Source organism: Streptomyces macrolidinus, from assembly GCF_023887685.1.
In the GTDB taxonomy this organism is placed as follows: domain Bacteria; phylum Actinomycetota; class Actinomycetes; order Streptomycetales; family Streptomycetaceae; genus Streptomyces; species Streptomyces macrolidinus.
This window is the reverse complement of the sequence record NZ_JAMWMR010000010.1, coordinates 96,746-120,505: the sequence shown is the minus strand read 5'-3', so window position 1 is coordinate 120,505 and position 23,760 is coordinate 96,746. Positions and strand designations below refer to the sequence as shown.

Here is a 23,760-nt window from a genome sequence, read left to right as displayed (position 1 = left end):
AACAGCGGCGAGCATATGACAGGCAACTAGTCCTAAATCCAGCTCAATTGGGAATCGTCACTCTTAGAGGTGATGAGTCTGTCGGTGTCGTTGTTCAGTGATTCGTGGTCCCGGCCAAGTAGGTCCGGCGCAGGAAGCGCAGCAGGGTCTGGGATTCGAACTGCACCACCTCCACCCCCGCCGGTGAGTGGAACTCGACCACCGCCTGGACCCGGCCGCACGGCCAGATGCTGATGTCGTCCTTGCGGGCCGGGGCGCGCAGGCCCTCCTCCAGGAGGTCTCGGGAGAGTGCCCACTCCTGGGGGCCGGGCAGGCCGATGCGGACGGAGAGGGGGTCGGTGCTCGGGTCGTAGCGCAGGAGGACGGGGATCGCGTCCGGAGTGTCCGGGGAGTCCGTGACGACGTGGGCTCGTGCGTACTGTTCGACAACGGACATGGGACCGCTCCTCACGCGTGTCGACGCGGCATGTCGCAGCAGCGTCGTCGAAATCCGCCGCCCCTTCAATGTCGCATAACGGGATGAAGCCGGCCTCCTGTCGCGCGACTGTCGTTGCGGGGGTGCGACTCGCTCTTGCGAATGGTTCGCAATAAGCGGGTATCCTCGTACGGTGCATGTGCCCGACGGATTCATCAACGCCCCCATATCCGCCGCGACCGGAGTAGTCGCCGCGGGTGCCCTGGCTGTCAGCCTCAAGGGCGCCCGGCGCGAACTCGACGAGCGCACGGCGCCGCTCGCCGGTCTCGTCGCCGCGTTCATCTTCGCCGTCCAGATGCTGAACTTCCCCGTCGCCGCCGGGACCAGCGGACATCTGCTCGGCGGGGCGCTTGCCGCCATTCTCGTGGGGCCCTGCACCGGGGTCCTGTGCGTCTCCGTCGTCCTCCTCATGCAGGGCATCCTCTTCGCCGACGGCGGCCTCACCGCGCTCGGCGTCAACATCACCGACATGGCGATCGTGACGACCGTCGTCGCCTACGCCGTCTTCCGCGGCCTGGTCAAGGTGCTCCCGCGCACCCGCCGTTCCGTCACCGTCGCCTCCTTCGTCGCCGCCCTGCTCTCCGTCCCGGCCGCCGCCCTCGCCTTCACGCTGATCTACGCGCTCGGCGGCACCACCGACGTCTCGATCGGCAAGGTCGCCACCGCGATGATCGGCGTCCACGTCCTCATCGGCATCGGCGAAGCCGCGATCACCGCCCTGACCGTGGGCGCCGTCATCGCCGTACGGCCCGACCTCGTCCACGGCGCCCGCGGCCTGCAGCAGCGCCTCAAGCTGCGCGTCGACGGCGAGTTGGTCGACGCGCCCGTCGCCGAGCCCGCGCCCGTCGCCGCCCGGTCCCACCGCAAGCTGTGGGCCACCGGACTCGTCACCTCCCTCGTCCTCGCCGGGTTCGTCAGCTTCTACGCCTCCGCCAGCCCCGACGGCCTGGAGAAGGTCGCCGCCGACCAGGGCATCGACAAGAAGGCCGAGGAGCACGCGAGCGCCGACTCGCCGCTCGCCGACTACGGCGTCAAGGACGTCCGCAACGCCCGTCTCTCCGGCGGTCTCGCGGGCGCGATCGGCGTCGGCGTCACCGTCGTCGCGGGCAGCACGGTGTTCTGGGTGGTGCGCCGCCGTCGTACGGGCGAGCCCGCGCAGGTCGGCTGACGTGGGAGCCGGTGGGGGTACCTCCCGCGTGAGTGAATTCGAGCGTGGGGGAGCCCACAAGCTCTACCGGCACGGGCACTCACCCGTCCACGGGCTGCCGCCGCACACCAAGCTCGCGGCCACCTTCGCCTTCGTCGTCGTGGTGGTCTCGACGCCGCGCGAGGCGATGTGGGCGTTCGCGCTGTACGCCGTCCTGCTCGGCATCGTCGCGTACGTGGCCCGGGTCCCGGCGGGGTTCCTGCTGCGGCGGCTGCTGATCGAGATCCCGTTCGTCGCCTTCGCGGTCCTCATGCCGTTCGTCGCGGAGGGCGAACGGGTCGACGTCCTCGGGCTCTCGCTGAGCGTCAGCGGACTGTGGGGCGCCTGGAACGTCCTCGCCAAGGGCACCCTCGGCGTCGCCGCCTCCGTCCTGCTCGCCTCGACCACCGAACTGCGCGCGCTGCTCCTCGGGTTGCAGCGGCTCAAGCTGCCGCCGCTCCTCGTGCAGATCGCCTCGTTCATGATCCGCTACGGCGATGTCATCACCGACGAGATGCGGCGGATGCGGATCGCCCGGGAGTCGCGCGGCTTCGAGGCCCGCGGCATCCGCCACTGGGGCGTGCTCGCGAAGTCCGCGGGCGCGCTCTTCATCCGCTCCTACGAGCGCGGCGAGCGCGTCCACCTGGCCATGGTCAGCCGCGGCTACGCCGGTGCGATGCCGGTCATCGACGAGGTGACCGCCTCCCGCGCCCAGTGGTCGTACGCCCTGACCCTGCCCCTCGCCGCCCTCGTCGTCTGCCTGCTGGGATGGACCCTGTGACCGCCGTGACCTCTTCGCCGCCCTCGCTCGACGTGACCCACCTGGCCTTCGCCTACCCCGACGGCCACCAGGCCCTCTTCGGCGTCGACTTCCGTATCGAGCGCGGCGAGCGGGTCGCCCTGCTCGGCCCGAACGGCGCCGGGAAGACGACGCTCGTGCTGCACCTCAACGGCATCCTGAGCGGCGGCACCGGCACGGTGACCGTCGCCGGGCTCCCCGTCGGCAAGCAGCACATGGCCGAGATCCGCCGCCGCGTCGGCATCGTCTTCCAGGACCCGGACGACCAGCTCTTCATGCCGACCGTCCGCGAGGACGTGGCCTTCGGACCCGCCGCGGCCGGTCTCAAGGGCGCCGAGCTGGAGGCCCGCGTCGACAAGGCGCTCGGCCTCGTCGGCATGACGGAGTTCAAGGACCGCCCGCCGCACCACCTCTCCTTCGGCCAGCGGCGCCGGGTGGCCGTCGCGACCGTCCTCGCCATGGAGCCGGAGATCCTCGTCCTGGACGAGCCGTCGTCCAACCTCGACCCCGCCTCGCGCCGCGAACTCGCCGACATCCTGCGGTCGTTGGACGTCACCGTCCTCATGGTCACGCACGACCTGCCCTACGCGCTGGAGCTGTGCCCGCGCTCGCTGATCCTCAGCGACGGCGTGATCGCGGCCGACGGGAAGACCGCCGACCTGCTCGCCGACGACACGCTGATGCGCGCCCACCGCCTGGAACTGCCCTTCGGCTTCGACCCCCGCACCGTCGCGACGAGCACGGGCGGGCGGTGACGCCCGACGCCCACCGGGCCCCGCGGAATCGACGGCGCCGGGTGCGTGTTGCACTCACTGTCGACAAATGAAGGGCGGACGGGCGTGGACGTGAACGGCATGGTGGCCGAGGGCTTCGAGCCGGTCAGGGAAGCGTTCGTACGGAACTTCGAGACGCTGGGGGAGCGCGGGGCGGCGGTCGCGGTGTACCGCCACGGGCGCAAGGTCGTGGACCTGTGGGGCGGGACCCGGGACATCGACGGCACGGCACCCTGGGAGCAGGGCACCGCGCAGATCGTGCACTCGGCGACCAAGGGGGTGGCCGCGGCCGTCCTGCTGATGCTGGCCGAGCGCGGCGAACTGGACCTGGACGCGCCGGTCGGCCACTACTGGCCCGAGTTCAAGGCGCACGGCAAGGAACGCGCGCTGGTGTGGCATCTGCTCGCGCACCGCGCGGGCGTACCGGCCCTCGACCGCCCGCTCACCCCCGCCGAGGCGATCGACCCCGACTTCGCCGCCGCCGTGCTGGCCGCGCAGCCCCCCGCCTGGGAGCCCGGCACGGACCACGGCTACCACGCGCACACCTACAGTTGGCTGACCGGCGAGCTGGTACGCCGTGTCACGGGCCGCTCGATCGGCGCGTGGATCGCCACCGAGATCGCGGAGCCGCTGGGCCTGGACCTGTGGGTCGGCCTGCCCGAGGCCGAGGCCTGGCGGGCGGGCCGGGTCGGCCCCCTCAAGACCCCGGCCGAGAACAGCGGCGCCCTGCGGCTGCGCCCCAAGCGGGCGGTCGCCGACGCGTACGCCGACCCCACGAGCCTGACCCGCCGCGCCTACGCCGTGATCACCCCGCTGCCCGACGAGAACGACCCCGCCTACCGTGCCGCCGCCCTGTCCGCCGCGAACGGCATCATGACGGCCGACGGCCTCGCGCGCTTCTACGCGGCGCTGGCCGGAGAGGTGGACGGCGTACGGCTGTTCACACCCCGGACGCTGGAACGGGCCCGCGCGGAGGCCTCGGTGGGCCCCGACCGCGTCCTGATCCTCCCCATGCGTTTCGGCCTCGGCTACATGCTCCACAGCGGCGCGTCCCCGCTCCTCGGCCCCGGCTCCTTCGGCCACCCCGGCCGCGGCGGCCCCCTCGGCTTCGCCGACCCCGAGTCGGGCATCGCGTTCGGCTATGTCACGAACGGCTTCCGTACGAGCGTGACGGCGGACCCGCGGGCACAGGCGCTGGTACGGGCGGTACGGACGTCACTGGCGTGACGGCGCGACCGGTCCCCCGTATCCGTGTGTGCGTGTATGCGTGATGCCCCCCGTATACGTGATGCCCGTACGCCGCATCGCGTACGGGCATCAGCGGGGCGTCCTCGGGGTCGCCCTCAGTGCGTCAGCGGACGCGACGTTCGTCCCGAGGCCTCGTCGATCTCACTGTGCGCCTTCGTGAGCAGCCGCATCGCCAACTCGTTGAGCGCGCGCGCCCCGGCGATCTCCTCGCCGACGCGCGGCTGATTAGCGTCGGTGTGGTGACGGCTGGCGTATCCGCGCGAGCGGACCTCGCCGCCGTCGGGAAGTCGTACGAGCGCCGCCGCCCGCGTCTTGTCCGTATCCTCCTCGAATTCGAGTTCGACATGCCATCCCGCCGCGGTGTGCAGAACCATGACCTTCACCTCCGGATGCGCTGATTCCAGGGTGCTCCTCCTGGCCGCCGCATGCACACCTCGCGGGGCGGTCCTCAGGAGGCGGGCTTCTCCTCGAAGCTCGCGAAGTACGCGGCGGCCATGTCCTCGGCGCCATGGCCCTGGGCCGCGGCGCGGGAGAAGCGTTCGGCGGTCGCGGCGATCAGGTCGAGGCGGACGCCGTGCTGCTCACCGGCCCGTGCGATCAGCCGGGCGTCCTTCTCCGCGGTGGTCACCGCGAAGCTGGGCGGGGTGAGCTTGTCGTGCAGGATGGCGTCGGCCTTGGCGCGCAGATAGCCCATGTCGAGCCCGCCCCCGGCGATGATGTCCAGGAAGTTCTGCGGGTCGACACCGAGGCCCCGCGCCAGGGCCAGCACCTCGCCGGTCGCGGCGGTGACCGCGAGGACCCAACTGTTGGCCACCAGCTTCAGCCGGGTGCCACCGGCCTCGGCGCCGTCCTCACCGGCCCAGACCGTACGGCTGCCGACGGCGTCGAAGACCGGCGTCACCACCGCCCGGCCGCTCGACGGGCCCGCGGCGAGGACGGTGAGCTGTCCGGCCTCAGCGGGCTGGCGGGTGCCGAGCACGGGGGCGTCGTAGAAGACCAGACCGTGGTCGCGGGCGAACCCGGCCAGCTCGCCGACGCCCTCGATCCCGGCGGTGGTCGACTGCACCCAGGCGGCACCGGTCCGCAGGGCGGGGGCGGCCTCCCGCATGACCTCCAGGGTGGCCGGGCCGTCGTACAGCATGGTCAGTACGACATCGGCGCCCTGCACGGCCTCGGCGGGGGTGTCCGCGATCTGTGCGCCGTTGGCGGCGAGGGGCTCGGCCTTGGCGCGGGTGCGGTTCCAGGCGCGGACGGTGTGTCCGGCACGGGCGAGGCTGCGGGCCATCGCGGCCCCCATGATCCCGGTGCCCAGGACACTCACGGTGAGCTGGTCGGTCATCTCGTCCCCTTCTTGATCCATGGTCGGTGGTGGTGCGCTGCGACGCGCCCGCCCAGGATGCTCGCTCGCGGAGCGAGGTATGCGAGGCCACCGGACGCCCGGCGCGCCGCGTCCGACCGACCCGCTAACCGGTGTGCAGCATCAGGCCGATGCCGACGACCAGCAGACCGGCCGCCGCGATCCGCGGGAGACCGAACCGCTCCTTGAAGAAGACCGCGCCGATGGCCGCGCCGACGATGATCGAGGACTCCCGCAGGGCGGCCACGGGGGCCAGCTCCGCACGGGTCTGCGCCCACAGGACCAGGGTGTACGCCGCCACCGACAGGGCCGCGCCCAGCAGGCCCAGCTTCGCGTACGGCCGCAGGACGCCGATGAGTTCGCCCTTCCACCGGTGGGCGGCGTACACGGGGATCACGATTCCCTGGGCCGCCATCAGCCACGCGATGTACCCGAACGAGGACCCCGACGCCCGGACGCCGAGCCCGTCCACCACCGTGTACGCCGCTATCGTCCCGCCCGTCGCGAGCGCGGCGCCGATGGCCGCCCAGTTCGGACGGCGCCCGCGCAGCCCCCACAGCGCCACGCCGGTCAGCCCCGCGCACGACACGGCGACGCCCGCCGCCGCCCAGCCGTCCGGCACCTCGTGCGCGAAGACCGCGGCCAGCACGGTGACCAGCAGGGGCGCGGTGCCGCGCGCGATCGGGTACGCCTGCCCGAAGTCACCGAGCTGGAACGAGCGCATCAGCAGCAGGTTGTACGCGATGTGGATGACGGCGGAGGCGAGGAGATACGGCCAGGCCCGCGCCGCCGGGAACGCCACGAACGGGGTCATCACCAGCCCGATGAGCAGCCCGCCGCCCGCGATCAGCGTGAAGCCGACCAGCTTGTCGGTGATGCGGTGGGCGATCGCGTTCCACCCGGCGTGCGTGAAGGCGGCGAGCAGAACCGCGGCGGTGACCGCCGGGGTCATGCGGACTGCTCGCGGACGTCCACCAGCGTGCCGCCCGCGTGGGCGATCAGCGTCTTCGGGTCCATCGGGAACACGGTGTGCGGCGTGCCCGCCGCGGCCCACACGGTGTCGTGGCCGAGCAGCGAACGGTCGGCGAGCACGCGCGTCTTCGTACGGTGCCCGAAGGGCGGCACCCCGCCGATCGCGTACCCGGTGGTCTCGCGCACGACCTCGGCCGCCGCCCGGGTCACCTTCTCGGCCCCGAGCACCTCCCGGACCCGCTCCACGTCCACCCGGGACGCCCCGTCCATGAGGACGAGCACCGGCACCTTGTCCGCCGCGAAGATCAGCGACTTGCAGATCTGGCTCAGCTCGCAGCCGATCGCCGCGGCGGCCTCGGCGGCGGTCCGCGTCGCGTCCGGGAAGCGGCGGATCCGCCCCCGCAGTTCACCGAGTCCCAACTCCTGAAGGGCTTCGGCGAAGCGGGGGTGAGCTGCGGAGTCTTGGGTGGGGGGCGTCGTCATCGGAACTCCTTGGCGGGGGAGACAGCGAGAACGCCACGCTAGTGCCCCGGCAGGCAACGCTCGCCCCGTCGCGACGCCCGGCACGTGCTCTCGCCGCACCGGACGAAAGCCCACGTACGTCCAGTACGAGGGCTTCCGTCCGGCACTCCCCCAAGCTCTGTGAGCAGGGGGTACCCCCAGAGCACGCACCGGACGCCGCTCCTGACGGGCAAACGTTGCCTGCCGGGGCACTAGCGAGGGGCACAGGAGCCACGCGAACCGATTCCGGATGCCGGTCAGCGCGCCCGCGTCACCCCCGGCCCCCGGCCCGCCTCAGCCCCCGGCCCGCAGCAGGGCCGCCACGATCGGGCCCGCCGAGTCGCCGCCGTGGCCGCCCTCCTGGACCACGCCCGCGCCGGCCAGGTCGCCCTTCCAGGCCGCGAACCACCCGTTCGGGTCCTCCTGGTTGTCGACCTCCGCCGAGCCGGTCTTCGCGCCGAAGTCCGGGCCGAGGCCCGCCATCGCCTTGGCGGCCGTGCCCGCCGCGGCCGTGTACTGGAGGACCTCCTTCAACTGGGCGTGGGCCGAGGCCGACATCGTGCGGCTCGCCTTCGCCAGTGTGCGGTGGTCCACCGACGGGGAGACCAGGTACGGCTGGTGGAAGACGCCCGTCTTCGCCGTCGAGACCACCGAGGCCATGTTCATCGGGTTCATCCGGACCCCGCCCTGGCCGATCAGGGACGCCGCCATCGGGGCCGCGCTCTGCACCGGCACCGCGCCGTCGAAGCTCGGTACGCCGATGGACCAGTTGTTCAGGCCCAGACCGTAGACCTGCTGGGCGACCTTGGTGAGATCGTCGTCGTCCAGCTTCTTCGCCTGGCTGATGAAGGCCGTGTTGCAGGACGCCGCGAAGCTCGCCTTGAACGTGCCCTTCTTGATCTGGAACTTGTTGACGTTCTGGAACTTCCAGCCCCCGTACGTCGAGTACTTGGGGCACGGATGCACCTTGTCCGCCGACGCCAGATGCTTCTCGAACAGCAGCGTCGACGTCACGATCTTCATCGTCGAGCCGGGGGCGAGAGAGCCCTGCAAGCCCACGTTGAAGCCATGGCCCGAGTTCGCCACCGCCAGGATCTCGCCCGTCGACGGACGCATGACGACCACGGACGCCTTGGGCGTCTTGGCCACCTGCTGCTCCGCCTTCGCCTGGAGCTTCGGGCTCAGCGTCGTCTTCACCGTGCCCGGCGTGCCCTTGCTCAGCGTGACCAGCGTCTTGTCGGGCGTCTTCTGCGTGCCCTTGGCCGGTGCCCTGCGGACGATCCGCAGCTCCACGCCCGCCGTGCCGCCGCCCGACTTGCCGTACTTCTCGCGCAGGCCGTCGAGGACCGCGCCGAGCGACGGGTAGGCGGCCGTGGTGAGTTCACCGCCGTCCCGGTCCAGGGCCTTGATCGGGGGCGCGCCCGCCTCACCCGTCACCAGCCGGTCCCCGTCGGCCAGATCAGGGTGCAGCACCGAGGACTGCCAGCGCACCAGCGGCACCCCGTCCTCCGCGCGGCGTACCACCGTCAGCTTCGACGCGTAGGCCAGCGGCTCGCTCTTGCCCTCGTACGACACCGTGCCCTTGACCGAGAACGGGACGGACGCCCCGGACGGCGTGCCACGCGTCAGGGTGACACCCTTGATGTGCGCGTCCTTGCCGTACCCGTTAAGGGCCCGGGTCGCCGCCGCCGTGTCGTCCGTGGTGGCCGCCGCCTTCGCGAGGTCGCCGTGCTGCCAGGCCGTCAGGAACGCCGTGGCCGCCGAGCGGACCTCGGACTTCGACAGCGGGCCCGTCGGCACGTCCTTGTGGTCGGCCGTGGCCGCCGTACGGTCGTCGGCCGCCGAGCCCCCCGTCACGCTGTAGCCGACGATCGCGCCCCCCACACCGATGGCGGCGATCGCTCCCCCGATCACCAGCGGCCGGTTCGTCCTACGACGCTCGGTGACGCGCCTTCTCTTGCCCACAGCTTTCGACCCTCCAAGTCCCCAGGCCCCCCGTGCCCCACGCTCCTCAACGCGAGCGACCAGCCTAAAGGCTGGACGACACAGGCGATTTCAGCCGCCCGCGCGCAGCACGGCCGCGACGATGGGCCCGGCCGCGTCACCGCCGTGGCCGCCCTCCTGGGTCATGGCCGCCGCCGCGATGTCGCCCCGGTAGCCGGTGAACCAACTGTTGGACTTCATCTGCCCGTCGACCTCCGCGGACCCGGTCTTCGCGCCGACGTCCCCGCCGAGCCCGGCCATCGCCTGCACGGCGGTGCCCTGGGTCGCCGTCAGCCGCATCATCGCCTTGAGCTGCGCGACGGTGCCCGGCGCGAGGCCCCGGGCGGTGGCCGGTTGACGGTCGTCGAGCCGTGGTGAGACCAGATAGGGCTGGCGGAACGTGCCGGTGATCGCGGTCGCCGTGACGGAGGCCATGTTCAGCGGGCTCATCTGGACCTGGCCCTGACCGATGGCGTTCGCCGCGCGGTCCGGCCCGGTGGAGGCGGGGACGCTGCCGTCGAAGGAGACGATGCCCGTCTTCCAGTTGTCCCGCCCGAGCCCGAACCGCTCCTCGGCCTCGGCCTTCAACGACGCGTCCGTGAGCGGCTTCTCGTCCACCAGCTTCACGAACGCCGTGTTGCACGACCGCATGAAGCTGTTGGCGAGGGAGGCGCTCTCATTGGGGGCCATGCCCGGGAGGTTGTGGAAGGTCTGGCTCTGCCACACCGCCGTGTCCGGGCAGGGCGCCGGGCCGTTCATCGAGCTGACGCCGTTGTCGATGAGCATCGCCGCCGTGATGATCTTCATCGTGGAGCCGGGGGCCAGCCGCCCCTCGAAGGCCGCGTTGAAGGCGTCCTTGCGGTGGTTGGCGACCGCGAGCACCTCACCCGTGCTCGGCTTCACGGCCACCACGGACGACTCCGCGTACTGCGCCACGGCCCGCTCGGCCGCCGCCTGCGCGCCCGCGCCGATCGTCGTCCGCAGCTTGCCGGGCTTGCCCTTGGCGAGGGTGACCAGCGTCTTGCCCGGGGTGTCGTCGGCGTGCACGACGGACAGTTCGATGCCTGGACTGCCACCGGCCGCGTCACCGTACTTCGCGCGCAGCGAGTCGAGGATCGGGCCGAGGGAGGGGTACTTCTTGCCCGTCAGCACCACGCCGTTGCGGTCCACCGCCTCGATGGGCGGGGCCTTGGCCTCACCGGTGGCGAGCGTATCGCCCTTCTGCAGATCCGGATGGACCACGGACGGCTGCCAGTCGACCAGCGCGCGCCCCGTGCTCACCCCGCGGACGACGGTCAGCGTGCTGTCGTACGCGAGCGGCTCGGACCTGCCCTTGTACGACACCGTCGCCTTCACCGAGAACGGCACCGAGCCCCCGCTCCGCACGCCCGGCGTGATGTGCACGTCCTTGATGCGCGCGTCGGTGCCGTACGCGGTCAACACCCGCTCCGCGTCCTGGGAGTTGTTCGTGAGAGACGCCGCGGTCGCCGCGTCGCCCTTCGCCCAGGCGGCGAAGAACTTCTCCTCTACATCCTTGACCTCGTCCGCGGACGGCGGCCCGGTCCTGTGCGCCGCGGGCTCACTGCTGGCCGCGGGACCGCTGTTCAGCGCACTGAGGATGTTGTACGCCCCGTACCCGGCACCCCCCACCAGCACCGCGAACACTCCACCGATGACCCCGACCCTGACCCCCGCGCGCATGACGCCCCCTCCAGGTAGGCCTCGCACTGTAGGCGGAGTGAGGGGATCCGATGGAGACTGTGATCAGTTGTTGTCCGAACAGTGACCACCGGTGACCAAAGGCCGAGGCGCCCGCTGGGCCTGCGTGGTGTGGCTGAAGCCGAGGGAGGTCAGCCCTTCGATCTGGCACAGCCTGTCGGAAGGACCGCCGACCTCGGTCTGGAGCAGTTGGTAGGAGGCGCCGTAGGACTGACCCCAGTGCATCGCGGCCCGCCACAGGACGCGGCCCAGGCCCTGCCCTCGGGCCTCGGGCAGGACGGCGAAGTACTGGGGCATGAGCTGGGGGCGTCCGATCGCGTCGGGTCGTACTTCCAGAGAGCCGATCGCACCCACGATGCGGTCCTCGACGGCGACGGCGAGAACCGGGCCGCACCGGCCGACCTGCATCTGGGTGTGCAGGAAGGCCAGGCCGTCGGCGGCCATGGCAGCGGCGAACGGGGCGAAGGTCTCCTGTACGGCGGCCGGCCAGTCGGGCAGGGGGCGGACCGGGCCGTCAGGGGCGGGGCAGGGGCCGGTGGTGAAGTCCTTGAGCTGGATGCGGGTACCGCGCGGGTGTGCGGTCTCGGGGCCGAGGGGGCGTACGACCCGGGCGTTGGCCGCGTCATGCGCGGCTGCGAGCTTCGCGGCCAGTTCGGCTGCTTCGTCCACGACGCGGCGGTGGTGCCCGTAGGCGAATACCTTGACGGTGCCGCGTCCACGCCGGGTCAGGGTGGGGACGAGGGTCTGCTCGGGTTGGTGAACCACGTACCCGCGGAGGACAGTCTCGTTCTTCTCCCCGCCCCAGCGCCGGTCCTTGTCGTAGGGCAAGAAGTCCCCGGTGACGGCCGCTCGCATGACGTCCTCGAAGACATCGACGGTCAGTGCGTCGGGATGGACGGGACCGAGGGTCGGCACGATCGGCGCGGTCAGTACGGGCCGGAGCCAGTCCCAACGGAAGAACATGACCGGCACCCTAACGGTCGCCCGGCAGGGCTCAGGCCCCGACGCGAAGCACGCCAGGGCCTGAACGGAACCGATTGGTTCTGTCGGTCAGTGGGGGTTGTCGTCTCCGGCATCGCAGGAGCACTCCGCGCTCTCCACGACATCGTCCAGATCCAGGACGGCGGTCACCGTGAGGGCTGCGACGGGCGGCGCCGCAAGGCGGGCCGAGGTCGGTGGGCCGGGCAGAAGGTCCACCGGTACAGGTGCGGCCATGCATTCACTCCTTGTCTCCGTGTTGGCAGTAGCTGTGCAGCGGCGCCTTCGCCTCCTGGTAGTGCTTGGCCAGGGGGCGGCAGACCCGGCAGGTGCCGGACAGGGCGCAGCCTTCGCACCCTCCGGTGCGAAGCATGAGGCGGTCGGCGATGACGCCGAGCCGGGTGAGGCCGTTGATTCCTTCGGCCATGAGGTCGATCTGCTCGTCCCGGCCGACCTTGCAGATCGACACCTTGGCGTGCGGGTCGGCGTGGAAAAAGGTGTGCCCCGCGTTGCAGCCGGCGAACGGCTTGCGCTGTCGTAGGTGGGCGGCGGACTGGGCGAGCAGCGGCTCACCGCCGCCATAGATCGTGGGCGTCATGTTCGTGTACGCGTGGTTCTCGACGTTCCACTCCTTGGCGAGGGCAGTCATCTCGTCGGCCTCAGAGGCGTTGTCCTCGGTCACGACGACATTGATGCGCAGTGGCAGACCCGCCTCGCGTGCGGCGGCCATGCCGCGCCGGAACGCCTTCCACGCGCCACGGCGCCGGGTGAGCGTGTCGAAGGACTCCTCGCTCGCCCCGTACATGCTGACGACCAGTCGGTAGGGCGGGCAGTCCCGGAAGAGCTCGAGAAGGTCCGGCCGCCAGAGCAGCGAGCCGTTGGTGGAGAGGGTGAGCATCATTCCGGCCTGCCAGGCGTACCGGTAGGCGCCCCGGAAGTGCGGGTCCATGGTGGGCTCACCGCCGGTGATCTGGAGCCAGAGGACACCGGCCTCGCGCATGATGTCCAGCAGCCGCACCTTGTCCTCCCAGCCGAGGCCGGAGAAAGGGCGCTCGCCCAGGTAGCAGTGCTTGCAGCCGAAATTGCAGCCGAGGTTGACCTCCCAGGAGGCACGGCAGTAGCCGTACGAGGACGGCTCGCGCACCAGCACCGTGCCCTGCGCGGGCCGACCGTTCAGGTCGACGCCCCAGACGTCAGCGGCGGTCTGCACCGCCCAGGCAGGCAGCGCCTCGCCATCGGCGACCGCCTGCCGAACGCCCTCGTAGTGGCCGACAGGGATGCGGGCGCCCGCCCTCGCCCCGGGCTTGAGGAGAAGGTATCCGTCGAGGAACGGAGACGCGATCAGCGCGTGGGCCATCAGCGGCCCTCCTTCCGGATCACGAAGCGGGTGGGCGTGCGGAAGCTCCGACGGCCGACGCGGCAGTGGATCTCACCGAGTCCGTTGCAGGTGCCGCAGCTCTTACCGGACGAGTCGGCGCCGCTGCCATCGCAGTCCCCACAGCTCTCGTTGCGAGGAGAGCGAAGGCGCCTGGTCTGCATTCCGCCGCAAGAGTCGGGGCGGGCGATGAGGAACGTGCGGTTGCGTGGGCTTGTGATCAGCTTGTGCACGAGGCTTCCTCCGAAGCGTCTTCCCAAGTGTGTTGCTCGCTGTGGTCGGCGAACAGGCAGCAGCCGTCACCGTCGAGCCCCGGGGCGACCACAGGGCAGTCCGGCAACACGACCAGGTCCGCTTCGGTCCTCTCCCGCCAGCGCAGCCACAGCGCGGTGCCGTACTCGCCGAGGTCACCGAGGAGGCCGTAGTGCTCACCGTCGTGGTGCGCGGACAACTGGCAGTGCGCGGCCCTGTCGACGCAATCCGTGGCCGACCTGTCCAGTGCTTCCTGCGCCAGATCCAGCGGCACCCGGCGCCAGTGAGTGCACCGCGTCACGACTCCGCCCGAGGGGGCGGCAGCGGAGCGTGAGGAGCAGTCTGTGCAGCGCGGGCACGTGCATGACGGGAAGCCGAGAGGGTTGTCGGGGATTCTCGGATTCTCGTCCTCTCGCACTTCCGTCACTCGACCCCAAGTCCGGCCGGAGTCAAGGGAGACCCTGATCGTCATCCGGATTCGCTTCTCAGCGCCGAGACTCTGCGCCCGCGTATCGCCGTCCGGCTCGCGCGCCAGAGCCTCGCCTCGCGTGGTCATGAACGAACTCCTCTGTGAATTCCGAATCCCGCTGCTCGTTCGAAGCAACATCCAGAAAACCGCCAGGAGTCGGCGGTCTCCACGGCATCGATGCGGCAGTCTTGAGGCAGGTCTGTGCACGAGCGCCGACGGGGCTGAGGCTGCGGAGAGGGGGTGCCATGGGACTGGCGGGACGACGCAGGGCCCTGGGCTACAGTCAGGAGAAGCTGGCCGAGTTACTTGGTGTGGACCGCACAACGGTCGGACGCTGGGAAAGCGGCAAAGTCGCTCCTCAGCCGCCTCAGCGACGGGGCTTGGCCGCTGCCCTCGAAGTCAGCCTCCAAGAGCTGGACATCCTCCTGAAGCCGCTACGAGCCGCAGGCCAGGAGAGCGCAGGGCACCAGCCCAGTGACCCCTTGAACGCGGGAGACCCCGACGACATGATCCGCCGCGAGTTCCTCCGCATACTGACTGTCAGCGGGGCCTTGACCGCCTTGCCGGTCGAAGAAGCCGAAGCTCTCACCGACGGTGTCCGCAGGGGAGTGCCTGCTGACTTCGCACGCATGAACAGACACCTCTGGCAGGTCTACCAACTGGCTCGTTCCAAGGGCTCCGTCTATCCCGTCGTCCGGGACCATCTGACGACGCTGAACGAGGCGTTGGCGAGCAACAGCGGAAGTGCGCAACCTCTGTTGAACGCTGCGGCTGACCTCTTCCAGCTCGCGGGCGAGGTGGCGTTCGACAGTAATCGGTACTCCGACGCGGCCGCTTCGTACGCGCTCGCCGCGTCGGTCAGCAAGGACGCCGAGGTGTACGACCTGTGGGCCTGCGCGCTCGTTCGTCACGCCTACGTGGACATGTCCGAGCAGCGCTACCGTCAGGCCGCACAGATGCTTGGCGCGGCCGAGCGACTGGCCGACCGCGGGGACAGCGGCCTCTCGACCCGGCAGTGGGTCGCTTCCGTCCAGGCCGAGGCATACGCAGGGCTCGGCGAACTGGACGCGTGCGAGCGCGCGATGGACCGGGCAGAGACCGTTCGCGATCTCGGTACGGACAGCGTCAATGTCGGATGGCTCCGGTTCGACGGCGCGCGTCTGGCCGAGGAGCGGGGATCGTGCTACGTACAGCTCGGCCGTTTCGACCTGGCGGAGAACGCTCTGCGGGATGCCCTGAAGCAGACAGCTCTGGCGTTCGGGCAGTCGTACCGGCGGCGCGGTGCAGTACTCACAGACCTGGCGGTCATCGGTGCGAAGCGGCGGGACGCCGACCAGGTCGTGGAGTTCGGCAGGGAAGCCATCGAGCTTGCACGATCCTCCGGGTCCGGGTACGTCGCCCGTAGACTCCGAGCCCTGTGCGAGGAGTTCGGCCCCTTGAGCCGCGACCACCGCGTGGCGGAACTGGGGGCGGAGATCATCGCTCTGAGCACGCCGTGACGAGAGGGGTAGGAATGTCGCAGGCTGAGGGTGCACGACTGTTCCGGGAAGCCTGGATCGCAGGAGTCCATCAGCACTTCCCGGGAGAGCCGAAGGCCGGCTACGTCACGCCGTGGGACGACACCCCACAGTGGGAGCGCGAGGCAGCGGGCTCCGTCTACGAGCAGGTCCGTCACTTCATCGAGATCAGCGGCGGCACCACGGCGCGGCTGTCCCGGGAGCAGAAGAGCCGCTTCGTCGCGACATGCTGGACGGCGCAGATGTTCAAACACTTCGAGGACCCGAAGCCTGGCTACGTGGCTGACTGGCCCGACCTGCCCGGCTGGCAGCAGGAGACCGACGCCGACATCTTCGAGGCCATCGAGAAGGCGCTGAACTGACTCCACTGGAACGCCTCTTCCCCTCCCCCTGCGCCGTCAGGCGGGGCCCCCTCACGCGAGCAAGTCACTAGAACTGACGCCTCCGGTCAAGGCCGTAATCCTGACTGAGCCAGGTAGCTGAGGCTGGCGCGGTGGTGGCTTGCCGCGGTAGCAAGCGTTAGCGAAGGCATCCTCGTCCAAGTTGCCTGCTGCCACAATGCCTGGGTTGGCGTGAAGGAGGGGCTTTCCATGCTTGCGGAGACGGCGGCGTTACGACTGGGCACGACCGTGGCCAACGCAGCGGGGCGGTTGTGGTTGGGAGGCAAGCAGCGGGAGCAGGAACGCTTGCTGTCGATGGAGGAACTGGTCCGGGTACGGGTGCCTGGCTTGCGTCTCCAGCGCGAGGTCAGGCAGCAGTTTGAGCAGATCACCAACTCGGTGTTCGACCGGCTGGAACCGTTCCTGAAGCACGCGTTCCAGCGATTGGAGGAAGGCGGTCGTCAAGCGGTGATCGACGCTGTCTCCGACACGTTCACCCAGGCGGATCTCTCAGACGATTCCCTTCTTGCCGCTGATGCTCAGCCAGCCGCGCTCATCCGCTCCATTGCTGCTTCCGTGCGAGCTCCGGTCGGCCTGAACGAGGCGGAGACCCGCCTGTATGAGGTTCTCCTCGCGGAGTGCGTCGAGTACTACGTCCGTATCGTGCGAAGCTTGCCGGTCTTCGAGGAGCGGGCAGCGGGGGAGTTGCTGGCGCGGACGACCACGTTGGGTGCCGAGGTAGCACGAATCCTGGAACGACTTCCGGACCGCTCACTGTTCGCGCCCGAGGGGGCGGACCACGACACGGCCTTCCGGCGTACATACCTGGAACTGGTCATCAGGGACCTCGACGAAGTGGAGCTGTTTCGCCGTACGTCGGACCAGGCAACTGCACCCCGCGTACGGCTGTCAGTCGCATACGTCAGCCTGCGCGCTACAGGGGACGATGGGAAGCGCCGTCGCACGGCCCGCTCCTCCCTACCACTCCTCAGGCCCGATATGAGCTACTGGGAAGAAGCTGGCAGCGAGAGCTCCGGCATGCGGGTCGAGGCTGCGTTGAGCCGTGCGTCCCGGGTATTGCTGCGGGGTGAAGCCGGCTCAGGCAAAACGACTATGCTGCGTTGGCTGGCGGTCACGGCGGCGCGTGGAGCTTTCAAAGGCGAGCTGGCCGACTGGAACGGACTCACCCCTATATTTGTCAAACTGCGTGAGTACAGCGGCCGCACGCTGCCCAGTCCGGAGGCGATGCTCGATGGAATCGCCGGGCACATTACCGGAATCATGCCCAGAGGATGGGTGGAGCGACAGCTCAATGACGGCAAGGCGCTGCTCCTGATCGATGGCGTGGACGAACTGCTCGACCGGGAACGCCGAGCAGTGCGGGAGTGGCTCCACAAGCTCCTGGGGCAGTACGAGGGAGTACGGGTGGTCGTCACCTCACGGCCTGCGGCGGCCAGCGCGGACTGGTTGCGTCGTGAAGGCTTCACAGCCCTTCACCTGGACCGGATGACGCCTCCGGACCTGGCGGCGTTCGTACGGCAGTGGCACCACGCCGTAAGAGAGCTGGGCGGCGAACTACCCTGCTCGGTAGAGGAACTTCCGCAGTACGAGCAGTCCCTGCTCACCAGTCTCAAGGATCGCGCACATCTCCAAGCACTGGCGGGTACGCCACTGTTGGCAGCCATGCTGTGCGCTATGCATTTGAACAGGGGACGTCAGCTTCCGCGTGACCGCATGGAGTTGTATCGCAACGCCCTCCACACCCTGGTCCACGATCGGGACGCAGACCGGAATGTTCCAAGTGCGGTGGACAGCAAACTCAGCTTGGGCGACAAACTCGTCATACTGAGGGATCTCGCATGGCGGTTGTCGGACAACAACCGCAGCGAGATCGACTTGGAGAGGGGAGCCGGGTATGTCGCAGCGAAGCTGAGAGCGATGCGCCACCTGGATGCTTCGGACGGCGGTCAAGTTCTGGAACAGCTACGGCACCGCTCCGGGCTCCTTCGATCCCCTGCCGAGGGGCGCATGAACTTCGTGCACCGTACCTTCCAGGAGTACCTCGCCGCCGAGGAAGCCGCGGAAGAGGATCGCATCGGCAACCTGGTCAGCCGCGCGCATCTGGATCTGTGGCGGGAGACGATCATCATGGCTGCGGGCCATGCCAACACTCGGCAACGGGAAGAACTGCTCGGTGGGATCCTCGATCGTGCCGAAGAGGAGCCTCGGTACGCGCGCACGCTACGGCTGCTGGCGGCAGCCTGTCAGGAGACGCTTCCTTCTGTGTCGGACGGGCTCGCGAGCCGTCTGGACGAGGCCGTGAACAAGTTGCTTCCGCCACGACGCCAGACGGATCCGCCCGCGCTGGCGGCGGTGGGGACCAACCTGCTGCGTTGGTTGCCACGGTCCTTGGGACAGTTGACCGAGAAGGCCGCAGTGCAGACGGTACGGACCGTGGCGCTGATCGGTGGCGAGGAGTCCCTCGAACTGCTGGCGGGGTACGTGGGAGACAAGCGCGATGCCGTCATCAACGAACTCATCCGCGCATGGAACTACTACGATGCAGACTCCTACGCCGACGACGTTCTGTCGCATCTGCCATTGGCCGGGCGAGAGGTGTCGATCAGTCATCCTGGTCAACTACGCGCGGCAAGACGGTTCCGCTCACTGACGGACATCCATATCCAACACCCCGTACGGGAATTCAGCTTTCTGGCTGAATTGTCGGGCCTGCAGCGTATATCGGTAGTCGACATGCGTGAAGGATTGGATCTCTCCGTTCTTCGGGGTCATCCCAAACTGAGGCAACTCTTGCTGATGGGCAGTGGGAGAGTAACAGGAACATCGGTCCTGTCAGAACTCGCGGAATTGAATTGGCTGGGGCTCCCTGTCGCCGAGGACTTGGACCTGAACACCTTGCGTTCACTTCCCCGCCTGAGTGGAATTTGGTTGTCTCACCTGGCAGATTTTGACCTGAGCCCGCTGACCACCTTCTCTGGCCTGTGCACCGTGCAACTGGAAGCGAAGGGAGGTACCTCATCGCGAGGCTTCGAGGATCTCGCGGGAATGACCAGTCTCAATGCTCTATGGCTTTACGACTACGACGTGAATGCCTGGCTCGCTGCACTCAAGAGTGCCCCACCCTCCTTGGCAAGGCTGCATCTGACCGATTGTGTTGTGCCCTCCGGCCATCACGCCTTCGCAAGACTTGGCAACCTTGAAAGTGTGACCCTCTCTAATTGCAGAACCCTTGACGGTGCGGTTATCGATTCCTCGGAAATTCGAGGGGTTCTCACCTTGGCGTCCGACTGAAAAACGAAAGTCCCGCCCTCCCGAAGGAAGTGCCGAGGTGCCAGTGTGGGGCCGTCCGAGAGTGGCCCGCGACAACCGCTGACGACCAACAACGACCAAGGAGGGCGCGGCCCCCGGCCGCACCCTCCCGGGGTGTCTGCCCGGCTACACCCACGTATCCAGCCACATCCGAGCCCGCCACGAATCGATCGGGATCGCCCGCCCCGTGTACAGCGGCCAGAAGTAGATGAAGTTCCAGGCGATCAGCAGGACCAGGACGCCCGCGCCCGCCGCTCCCACGACCCGGCGGCGTTCGTCCGCGTTCGGTGGGCCGAGGACGGCGCCGATCAGCATCGCGACCGCCAGGCACAGGAACGGGACGAAGACGACGGCGTAGAAGTAGAAGATCGTCCGTTCCTGGTACAGGAACCAGGGCAGATAGCCGGCCGCGACGCCGCACGCGATCGCGCCCGCCCGCCAGTCGCGGCGGAACGCCCAGCGCCACAGGACGTAGAGGAGGGCGAGGCAGGCCGCCCACCACAGCAGCGGGGTGCCGAGCGCCAGGACCTCGCGGGCGCACTTCCCGCCCGCGTTCGCGGGGCAGCCGTCCTGGCCGGGGGAGGGGGACTCGTAGAAGTACGAGACCGGGCGGCTCGTCACGAGCCAGCTCCACGGGTTCGACTGGTACGTGTGCGGGGACGACAGGCCCACGTGGAACTCGAAGACCTCGTGCTCGTAGTGCCACAGGCTGCGCAGCCAATCGGGCAGGAAGGACCAGAAGCCGCCCTTGCCGTCGGTGGCGGCCCAGTCGCGGAAGTAGCCGCCGGTGCCGTCGGTGGGAGAGAGGAGCCAGCCGGTCCAGGAGGCGAGGTAGGTCACCAGCGCGACCGGGACCGTCGCGAGGAACGCGAGGCCGGTGTCCCGCTTGAGGACTGTCAGATACGGGAGGCGGGCGCCCGCGACCCGGCGCGCGCCCACGTCCCACAGGACCGTCATCACACAGAACGCGGCCAGGACGTAGAGGCCGTTCCACTTGGTGCCGATGGCGAGGCCCAGCATCAGGCCCGCCGCCCAGCGCCAGGGGCGCCACCCGAGGCGCGTCGTGTCCGCCGTGTGGGCGTCGGGCCTGACCCGGCCGTCCGCGTCCTCGGGGAGCGCCGCCGCGAGCCTCGCCCGGCTGCGGTCCCGGTCGAGCAGCAGACAGCCGAAGGCCGCCAGGACGAAGAACTGGAGCACGCCGTCCAGCAGCGATGTGCGGCTCATCACGAAGTGCAGCCCGTCCACCGCCAGCAGCGCGCCGGCCAGGCAGCCCAGGAACGTCGAGCGGAACAGTCGGCGGCCGATCCGGCACAGCAGCAGCACCGACAGCGTGCCGAGCAGCGCCGTCATGAAGCGCCAGCCGAACGGATCGAAGCCGAAGATCAGCTCCCCGAGCCCGATGACGTACTTGCCGACCGGCGGATGCACCACGTACGCGGCGTCCGTGGGGATCGGCACATGGCCGTGGTGCTGGATGATCAGGTCGTTGGCGTCCTTCGCCCAGTTCGCCTCGTACCCGTGGTGGACGATCGCCCAGGCGTCCTTGGCGTAGTACGTCTCGTCGAATATCACCGCCTTGGGGCTGCCCAGGTTCCAGAACCGCAGCAGCCCGGCCAGCAGGGTCACGAGCAGCGGGCCGCCCCACGCCGACCAGCGCACCAGACGGTCGGCGACTGCCGGACGCAGTCCGATCGCCGTCCACAGCCGGGGACCCGGCTCGCTGAACGGCGGCACCAGCCGGTCACGGACGTCACTCGCCGGGCGCGCCGTGTAGCCGAAGTCGCGCAGCCGCTGCTGCCACGACGGCTGCTGGTCTTCGGTGGCCTGGCCTTGCCGGGTGTCCGTGGAGGACGCGGTACTGGTCACCGCGCCATCGTAGGGAACACGTCCGTGTGAGTCCCGCGGACGGCGCCTGCGAGGATGGAAACGTGACAGTCACACCCGCCACCACGCCCGCAACTCCGACCGGTGACCAGCCCGGCATCCTGGTGCTCGCCGGCACCCCCATCGGGGACATCGAGGACGCGCCGCCGCGGCTCGCGCAGGAGCTGGCCACCGCCGATGTGATCGCCGCCGAGGACACCCGCAGGCTGCGCCGGCTCACCCAGGCGCTGGGCGTGCAGCCCGCGGGGCGGGTGGTGTCGTACTTCGAGGGCAACGAGTCCGCGCGGACGCCGGAGCTGGTCGAGGCCCTGGCGGACGGGGCGCGCGTGCTGCTCGTGACCGACGCGGGCATGCCCTCCGTGTCCGACCCCGGGTACCGGCTGGTCGCCGCCGCCGTGGAGCGGGACATCAAGGTCACCGCCGTGCCGGGCCCGTCCGCCGTGCTCACCGCGGTCGCCCTGTCCGGGCTGCCCGTCGACCGGTTCTGCTTCGAGGGGTTCCTGCCGCGCAAGGCCGGCGAGCGGCTGTCCCGGCTGCGCGAGGTCGCCGAGGAGCGGCGCACGCTCGTCTACTTCGAGGCCCCGCACCGCCTGCAGGCCACCCTCGCCGCCATGGCCGAGGCGTTCGGCGCCGACCGCCGGGCGGCCGTCTGCCGCGAGCTGACCAAGACGTACGAGGAGGTCAGGCGCGGCCCGCTGGGCGAGCTGACGGTGTGGGCCGCGGAGGGCGTACGCGGCGAGATCACCGTCGTCGTGGAGGGTGCCGCGGAGAAGGCGGAGGAGCTGGACGCGGACGAGCTGGTGCGCCGGGTGCGGGTGCGGGAAGAGGCGGGGGAACGCCGCAAGGAGGCGATCGCGGCGGTCGCCGCGGAAGCCGGAGTTCCCAAACGCGACGTGTTCGACGCGGTCGTGGCGGCGAAGAACGCGGCCCGCTGAGGCTCATGGAGAGGCAAAGGGGAGGCGTCGAAAGCAAAGCTCAGGACCTGTTCTGAGAGCGTTCTGACAACGACTGCCCAAATCGACTCCAACAGTGCACAGAATGCGTGCATTCGCGTCGGCAGAGGAGTCCACTGGAGGAAGGGACGCATCCGTCCCGGGGAACCCCGCCCGCCGGGGCTCCTGTCCAGCGGACCGAGGAGCCGGCATGGCCGAGATCGCAGGGCAGACCGATCACAGCGCGACGGACACCGTCGTCAACGAGGCCTATTCCTTCGCCTGCATGCGCTGCGGGCACGGCTGGGAGCAGGCCTACGAGATAGAGCACCACTTCGACACGGACGGCACCGAGTTCGTGCTGTACGTGGTCGGTGGACAGGTCGTCCCGTCGCCGCTGACCCGCCCCGCCTGCCCGAACTGCGAGAGCCGCGTGGTGCGCATCATGCGCCCCGGCCGGGTGTCCTCCGCCCAGAACCGGCTGCACCACGAGCACCACGAGCACCACTGGCACCTGTCGGATCTGCTGAACCCGTTCCACCACCGCAAGGCGGTCTGAGCGGGCACGGCGGCCAGGGGGAATCGGCGGACCGGGCGGGAAGCACCCTTTCGTAGGATCGGAACATGCCTTCCCAAGCGTCCGACAAGAACGCGCCGCCGCCGCTCCCCGCACCCCTCGGCGTGCCCGTCGCCGACTCGCACACCCACCTCGACATGCAGTCCGCCACCGTCGAGGAGACCCTCGCCAAGGCCGCGTCGGTCGGTGTCACGACGGTCGTCCAGGTCGGCTGCGACGTGGCGGGCTCGCGCTGGGCCGCCGAGACGGCCGCCGCGTACGAGGCCGTGCACGCGGCGGTGGCGCTGCATCCGAACGAGGCCCCGCGCATCGTCCACGGCGACCCCGACGGCTGGTCCCGCCAGGGCGCGCGCGAGCCCGGCGGCGACGCGGCGCTGGAGACGGCGCTCGCCGAGATCGACCGCCTCGCCGCCCTGCCGCACGTCAAGGGCGTCGGCGAGACCGGCCTCGACTTCTTCCGCACCGGACCCGAGGGCAAGGCCGCCCAGGAACACTCCTTCCGCGCCCATATCGAGATCGCCAAGCGGCACGGCAAGACCCTGGTCATCCACGACCGCGAGGCCCACGCCGACGTGCTGCGCGTCCTCAAGGAGGAGGGCGCGCCGGAGCGGACCGTCTTCCACTGCTACTCGGGCGACGCGGCGATGGCCGAGGTGTGCGCACGCGCCGGGTACTTCATGTCGTTCGCCGGCAACGTGACCTTCAAGAACGCGCAGCCGCTGCGCGACGCGCTCGCCGTGGCCCCCCTCGATCTGGTCCTCGTGGAGACCGACGCGCCGTTCCTGACCCCCGCGCCCTACCGCGGTCGGCCCAACGCGCCGTACCTCGTTCCGGTCACGGTCCGCGCCATGGCCGCCGTGAAGGGCATCGAGGAGGACGCCCTGGCGGCGGCCCTCGCGGAGAACACGGCACGCGCCTTCGACTACTGATACTGGCTGATAATCGCCCCTGTCGGACGAGTCCCGCGTCTCGTTCGCGGCGCCGCCGACCGTGTCGCCACACCGACTCACCGCGTTGCTTTGGAGAGTGACGACCAGCCGTTACGTTCTGGTC

At 69.8% G+C, this 23,760-nt stretch carries 22 protein-coding genes; 10 read left to right on the top strand and 12 right to left on the bottom strand.

The window, feature by feature from the left end; genetic code table 11:
- Positions 1 to 94: 94 nt before the first annotated feature.
- Entirely contained in the window at positions 95 to 436 is a 342-nt protein-coding gene (locus tag NGF19_RS14415; RefSeq protein ID WP_252425272.1) for an SsgA family sporulation/cell division regulator, read from the bottom strand.
- Between the two features lie 172 nt (positions 437 to 608).
- Between NGF19_RS14415 and NGF19_RS14410 the strand changes: the two genes are divergently transcribed.
- From NGF19_RS14410 to NGF19_RS14395, 4 genes are all read left to right on the top strand, one after another.
- Positions 609 to 1,643, top strand: a complete 1,035-nt coding sequence (locus NGF19_RS14410; protein WP_252425271.1) for an energy-coupling factor ABC transporter permease — start codon at positions 609 to 611, stop codon at positions 1,641 to 1,643.
- Positions 1,644 to 1,671: 28 nt separating this feature from the next.
- Positions 1,672 to 2,442 carry a cobalt ECF transporter T component CbiQ gene (gene cbiQ / locus NGF19_RS14405; protein WP_252425270.1) on the top strand — a complete coding sequence of 257 codons (771 nt, stop codon included), beginning with the start codon at positions 1,672 to 1,674 and terminating at the stop codon, positions 2,440 to 2,442.
- A complete protein-coding gene (locus NGF19_RS14400; protein ID WP_252425269.1) occupies positions 2,430 to 3,215 on the top strand; it encodes an energy-coupling factor ABC transporter ATP-binding protein in 786 nt (261 codons plus the stop codon). The genes cbiQ and NGF19_RS14400 overlap by 13 nt, the downstream gene beginning before the upstream one ends.
- Positions 3,216 to 3,299: 84 nt before the next feature.
- Positions 3,300 to 4,460 carry a serine hydrolase domain-containing protein gene (locus NGF19_RS14395; protein ID WP_252425268.1) on the top strand — a complete coding sequence of 387 codons (1,161 nt, stop codon included), beginning with the start codon at positions 3,300 to 3,302 and terminating at the stop codon, positions 4,458 to 4,460.
- 116 nt (positions 4,461 to 4,576) lie between these two features.
- On the opposite strand, the gene NGF19_RS14390 is transcribed toward NGF19_RS14395, so the two are convergent.
- From NGF19_RS14390 to NGF19_RS14345, 10 genes are all read right to left on the bottom strand, one after another.
- Complete coding sequence (locus tag NGF19_RS14390; RefSeq protein WP_252425267.1) at positions 4,577 to 4,855, bottom strand: DUF1876 domain-containing protein; 279 nt, start codon at positions 4,853 to 4,855, stop codon at positions 4,577 to 4,579.
- A gap of 74 nt (positions 4,856 to 4,929) precedes the next feature.
- The gene (locus tag NGF19_RS14385; RefSeq protein ID WP_252425266.1) at positions 4,930 to 5,820 is read right to left on the bottom strand and encodes an NAD(P)-dependent oxidoreductase; all 891 of its coding nucleotides are present in this window, start codon (positions 5,818 to 5,820) and stop codon (positions 4,930 to 4,932) included.
- A 124-nt stretch (positions 5,821 to 5,944) separates the two neighbouring features.
- On the bottom strand, positions 5,945 to 6,790 hold the full coding sequence (locus NGF19_RS14380) for an EamA family transporter (RefSeq protein WP_252425265.1): 846 nt from the start codon (positions 6,788 to 6,790) through the stop codon (positions 5,945 to 5,947).
- Positions 6,787 to 7,293: a YbaK/EbsC family protein gene (locus NGF19_RS14375; RefSeq protein WP_252425264.1), complete on the bottom strand. Its 507-nt coding sequence runs from the start codon at positions 7,291 to 7,293 to the stop codon at positions 6,787 to 6,789. The genes NGF19_RS14380 and NGF19_RS14375 overlap by 4 nt, the downstream gene beginning before the upstream one ends.
- A 312-nt stretch (positions 7,294 to 7,605) precedes the next feature.
- Positions 7,606 to 9,276 (bottom strand): penicillin-binding transpeptidase domain-containing protein, encoded by a 1,671-nt coding sequence (locus NGF19_RS14370; RefSeq protein WP_252425263.1) that lies wholly within the window; start codon positions 9,274 to 9,276, stop codon positions 7,606 to 7,608.
- Between the two features lie 90 nt (positions 9,277 to 9,366).
- Positions 9,367 to 10,995 carry a penicillin-binding transpeptidase domain-containing protein gene (locus NGF19_RS14365; protein WP_252425262.1) on the bottom strand — a complete coding sequence of 543 codons (1,629 nt, stop codon included), beginning with the start codon at positions 10,993 to 10,995 and terminating at the stop codon, positions 9,367 to 9,369.
- Between the two features lie 63 nt (positions 10,996 to 11,058).
- On the bottom strand, positions 11,059 to 11,976 hold the full coding sequence (locus NGF19_RS14360; RefSeq protein ID WP_252425261.1) for a GNAT family N-acetyltransferase: 918 nt from the start codon (positions 11,974 to 11,976) through the stop codon (positions 11,059 to 11,061).
- 87 nt (positions 11,977 to 12,063) lie between these two features.
- Complete coding sequence (locus tag NGF19_RS14355) at positions 12,064 to 12,228, bottom strand: hypothetical protein (RefSeq protein ID WP_252425260.1); 165 nt, start codon at positions 12,226 to 12,228, stop codon at positions 12,064 to 12,066.
- A 4-nt stretch (positions 12,229 to 12,232) separates the two neighbouring features.
- Entirely contained in the window at positions 12,233 to 13,348 is a 1,116-nt protein-coding gene (locus tag NGF19_RS14350; protein WP_252425259.1) for a radical SAM protein, read from the bottom strand.
- A gap of 238 nt (positions 13,349 to 13,586) precedes the next feature.
- Complete coding sequence (locus NGF19_RS14345) at positions 13,587 to 13,919, bottom strand: hypothetical protein (protein WP_252425258.1); 333 nt, start codon at positions 13,917 to 13,919, stop codon at positions 13,587 to 13,589.
- A 413-nt stretch (positions 13,920 to 14,332) separates the two neighbouring features.
- Here NGF19_RS14345 and NGF19_RS14340 point away from each other — a divergent pair, with 413 nt between their 5' ends.
- The 3 genes from NGF19_RS14340 (at position 14,333) to NGF19_RS14330 (ending at position 19,296) form a co-directional block, all read left to right on the top strand.
- On the top strand, positions 14,333 to 15,586 hold the full coding sequence (locus NGF19_RS14340; RefSeq protein ID WP_252425257.1) for a helix-turn-helix domain-containing protein: 1,254 nt from the start codon (positions 14,333 to 14,335) through the stop codon (positions 15,584 to 15,586).
- A 14-nt stretch (positions 15,587 to 15,600) separates the two neighbouring features.
- Positions 15,601 to 15,966: a hypothetical protein gene (locus NGF19_RS14335; protein WP_252425256.1), complete on the top strand. Its 366-nt coding sequence runs from the start codon at positions 15,601 to 15,603 to the stop codon at positions 15,964 to 15,966.
- A gap of 228 nt (positions 15,967 to 16,194) precedes the next feature.
- Positions 16,195 to 19,296, top strand: a complete 3,102-nt coding sequence (locus tag NGF19_RS14330) for an NACHT domain-containing protein (protein ID WP_252425255.1) — start codon at positions 16,195 to 16,197, stop codon at positions 19,294 to 19,296.
- A gap of 144 nt (positions 19,297 to 19,440) precedes the next feature.
- On the opposite strand, the gene NGF19_RS14325 is transcribed toward NGF19_RS14330, so the two are convergent.
- Positions 19,441 to 21,180: a dolichyl-phosphate-mannose--protein mannosyltransferase gene (locus tag NGF19_RS14325; RefSeq protein ID WP_252425254.1), complete on the bottom strand. Its 1,740-nt coding sequence runs from the start codon at positions 21,178 to 21,180 to the stop codon at positions 19,441 to 19,443.
- Positions 21,181 to 21,242: 62 nt separating this feature from the next.
- Here NGF19_RS14325 and rsmI point away from each other — a divergent pair, with 62 nt between their 5' ends.
- The 3 genes from rsmI to NGF19_RS14310 all read left to right on the top strand — a co-directional run bounded on the left by rsmI (position 21,243) and on the right by NGF19_RS14310 (position 23,636).
- Positions 21,243 to 22,133: a 16S rRNA (cytidine(1402)-2'-O)-methyltransferase gene (gene rsmI, locus NGF19_RS14320; protein ID WP_252425253.1), complete on the top strand. Its 891-nt coding sequence runs from the start codon at positions 21,243 to 21,245 to the stop codon at positions 22,131 to 22,133.
- A 208-nt stretch (positions 22,134 to 22,341) separates the two neighbouring features.
- Positions 22,342 to 22,689, top strand: a complete 348-nt coding sequence (locus tag NGF19_RS14315; RefSeq protein ID WP_252425252.1) for a hypothetical protein — start codon at positions 22,342 to 22,344, stop codon at positions 22,687 to 22,689.
- Positions 22,690 to 22,754: 65 nt separating this feature from the next.
- Positions 22,755 to 23,636: a TatD family hydrolase gene (locus NGF19_RS14310; protein ID WP_252425251.1), complete on the top strand. Its 882-nt coding sequence runs from the start codon at positions 22,755 to 22,757 to the stop codon at positions 23,634 to 23,636.
- Positions 23,637 to 23,760 lie beyond the last annotated feature (124 nt).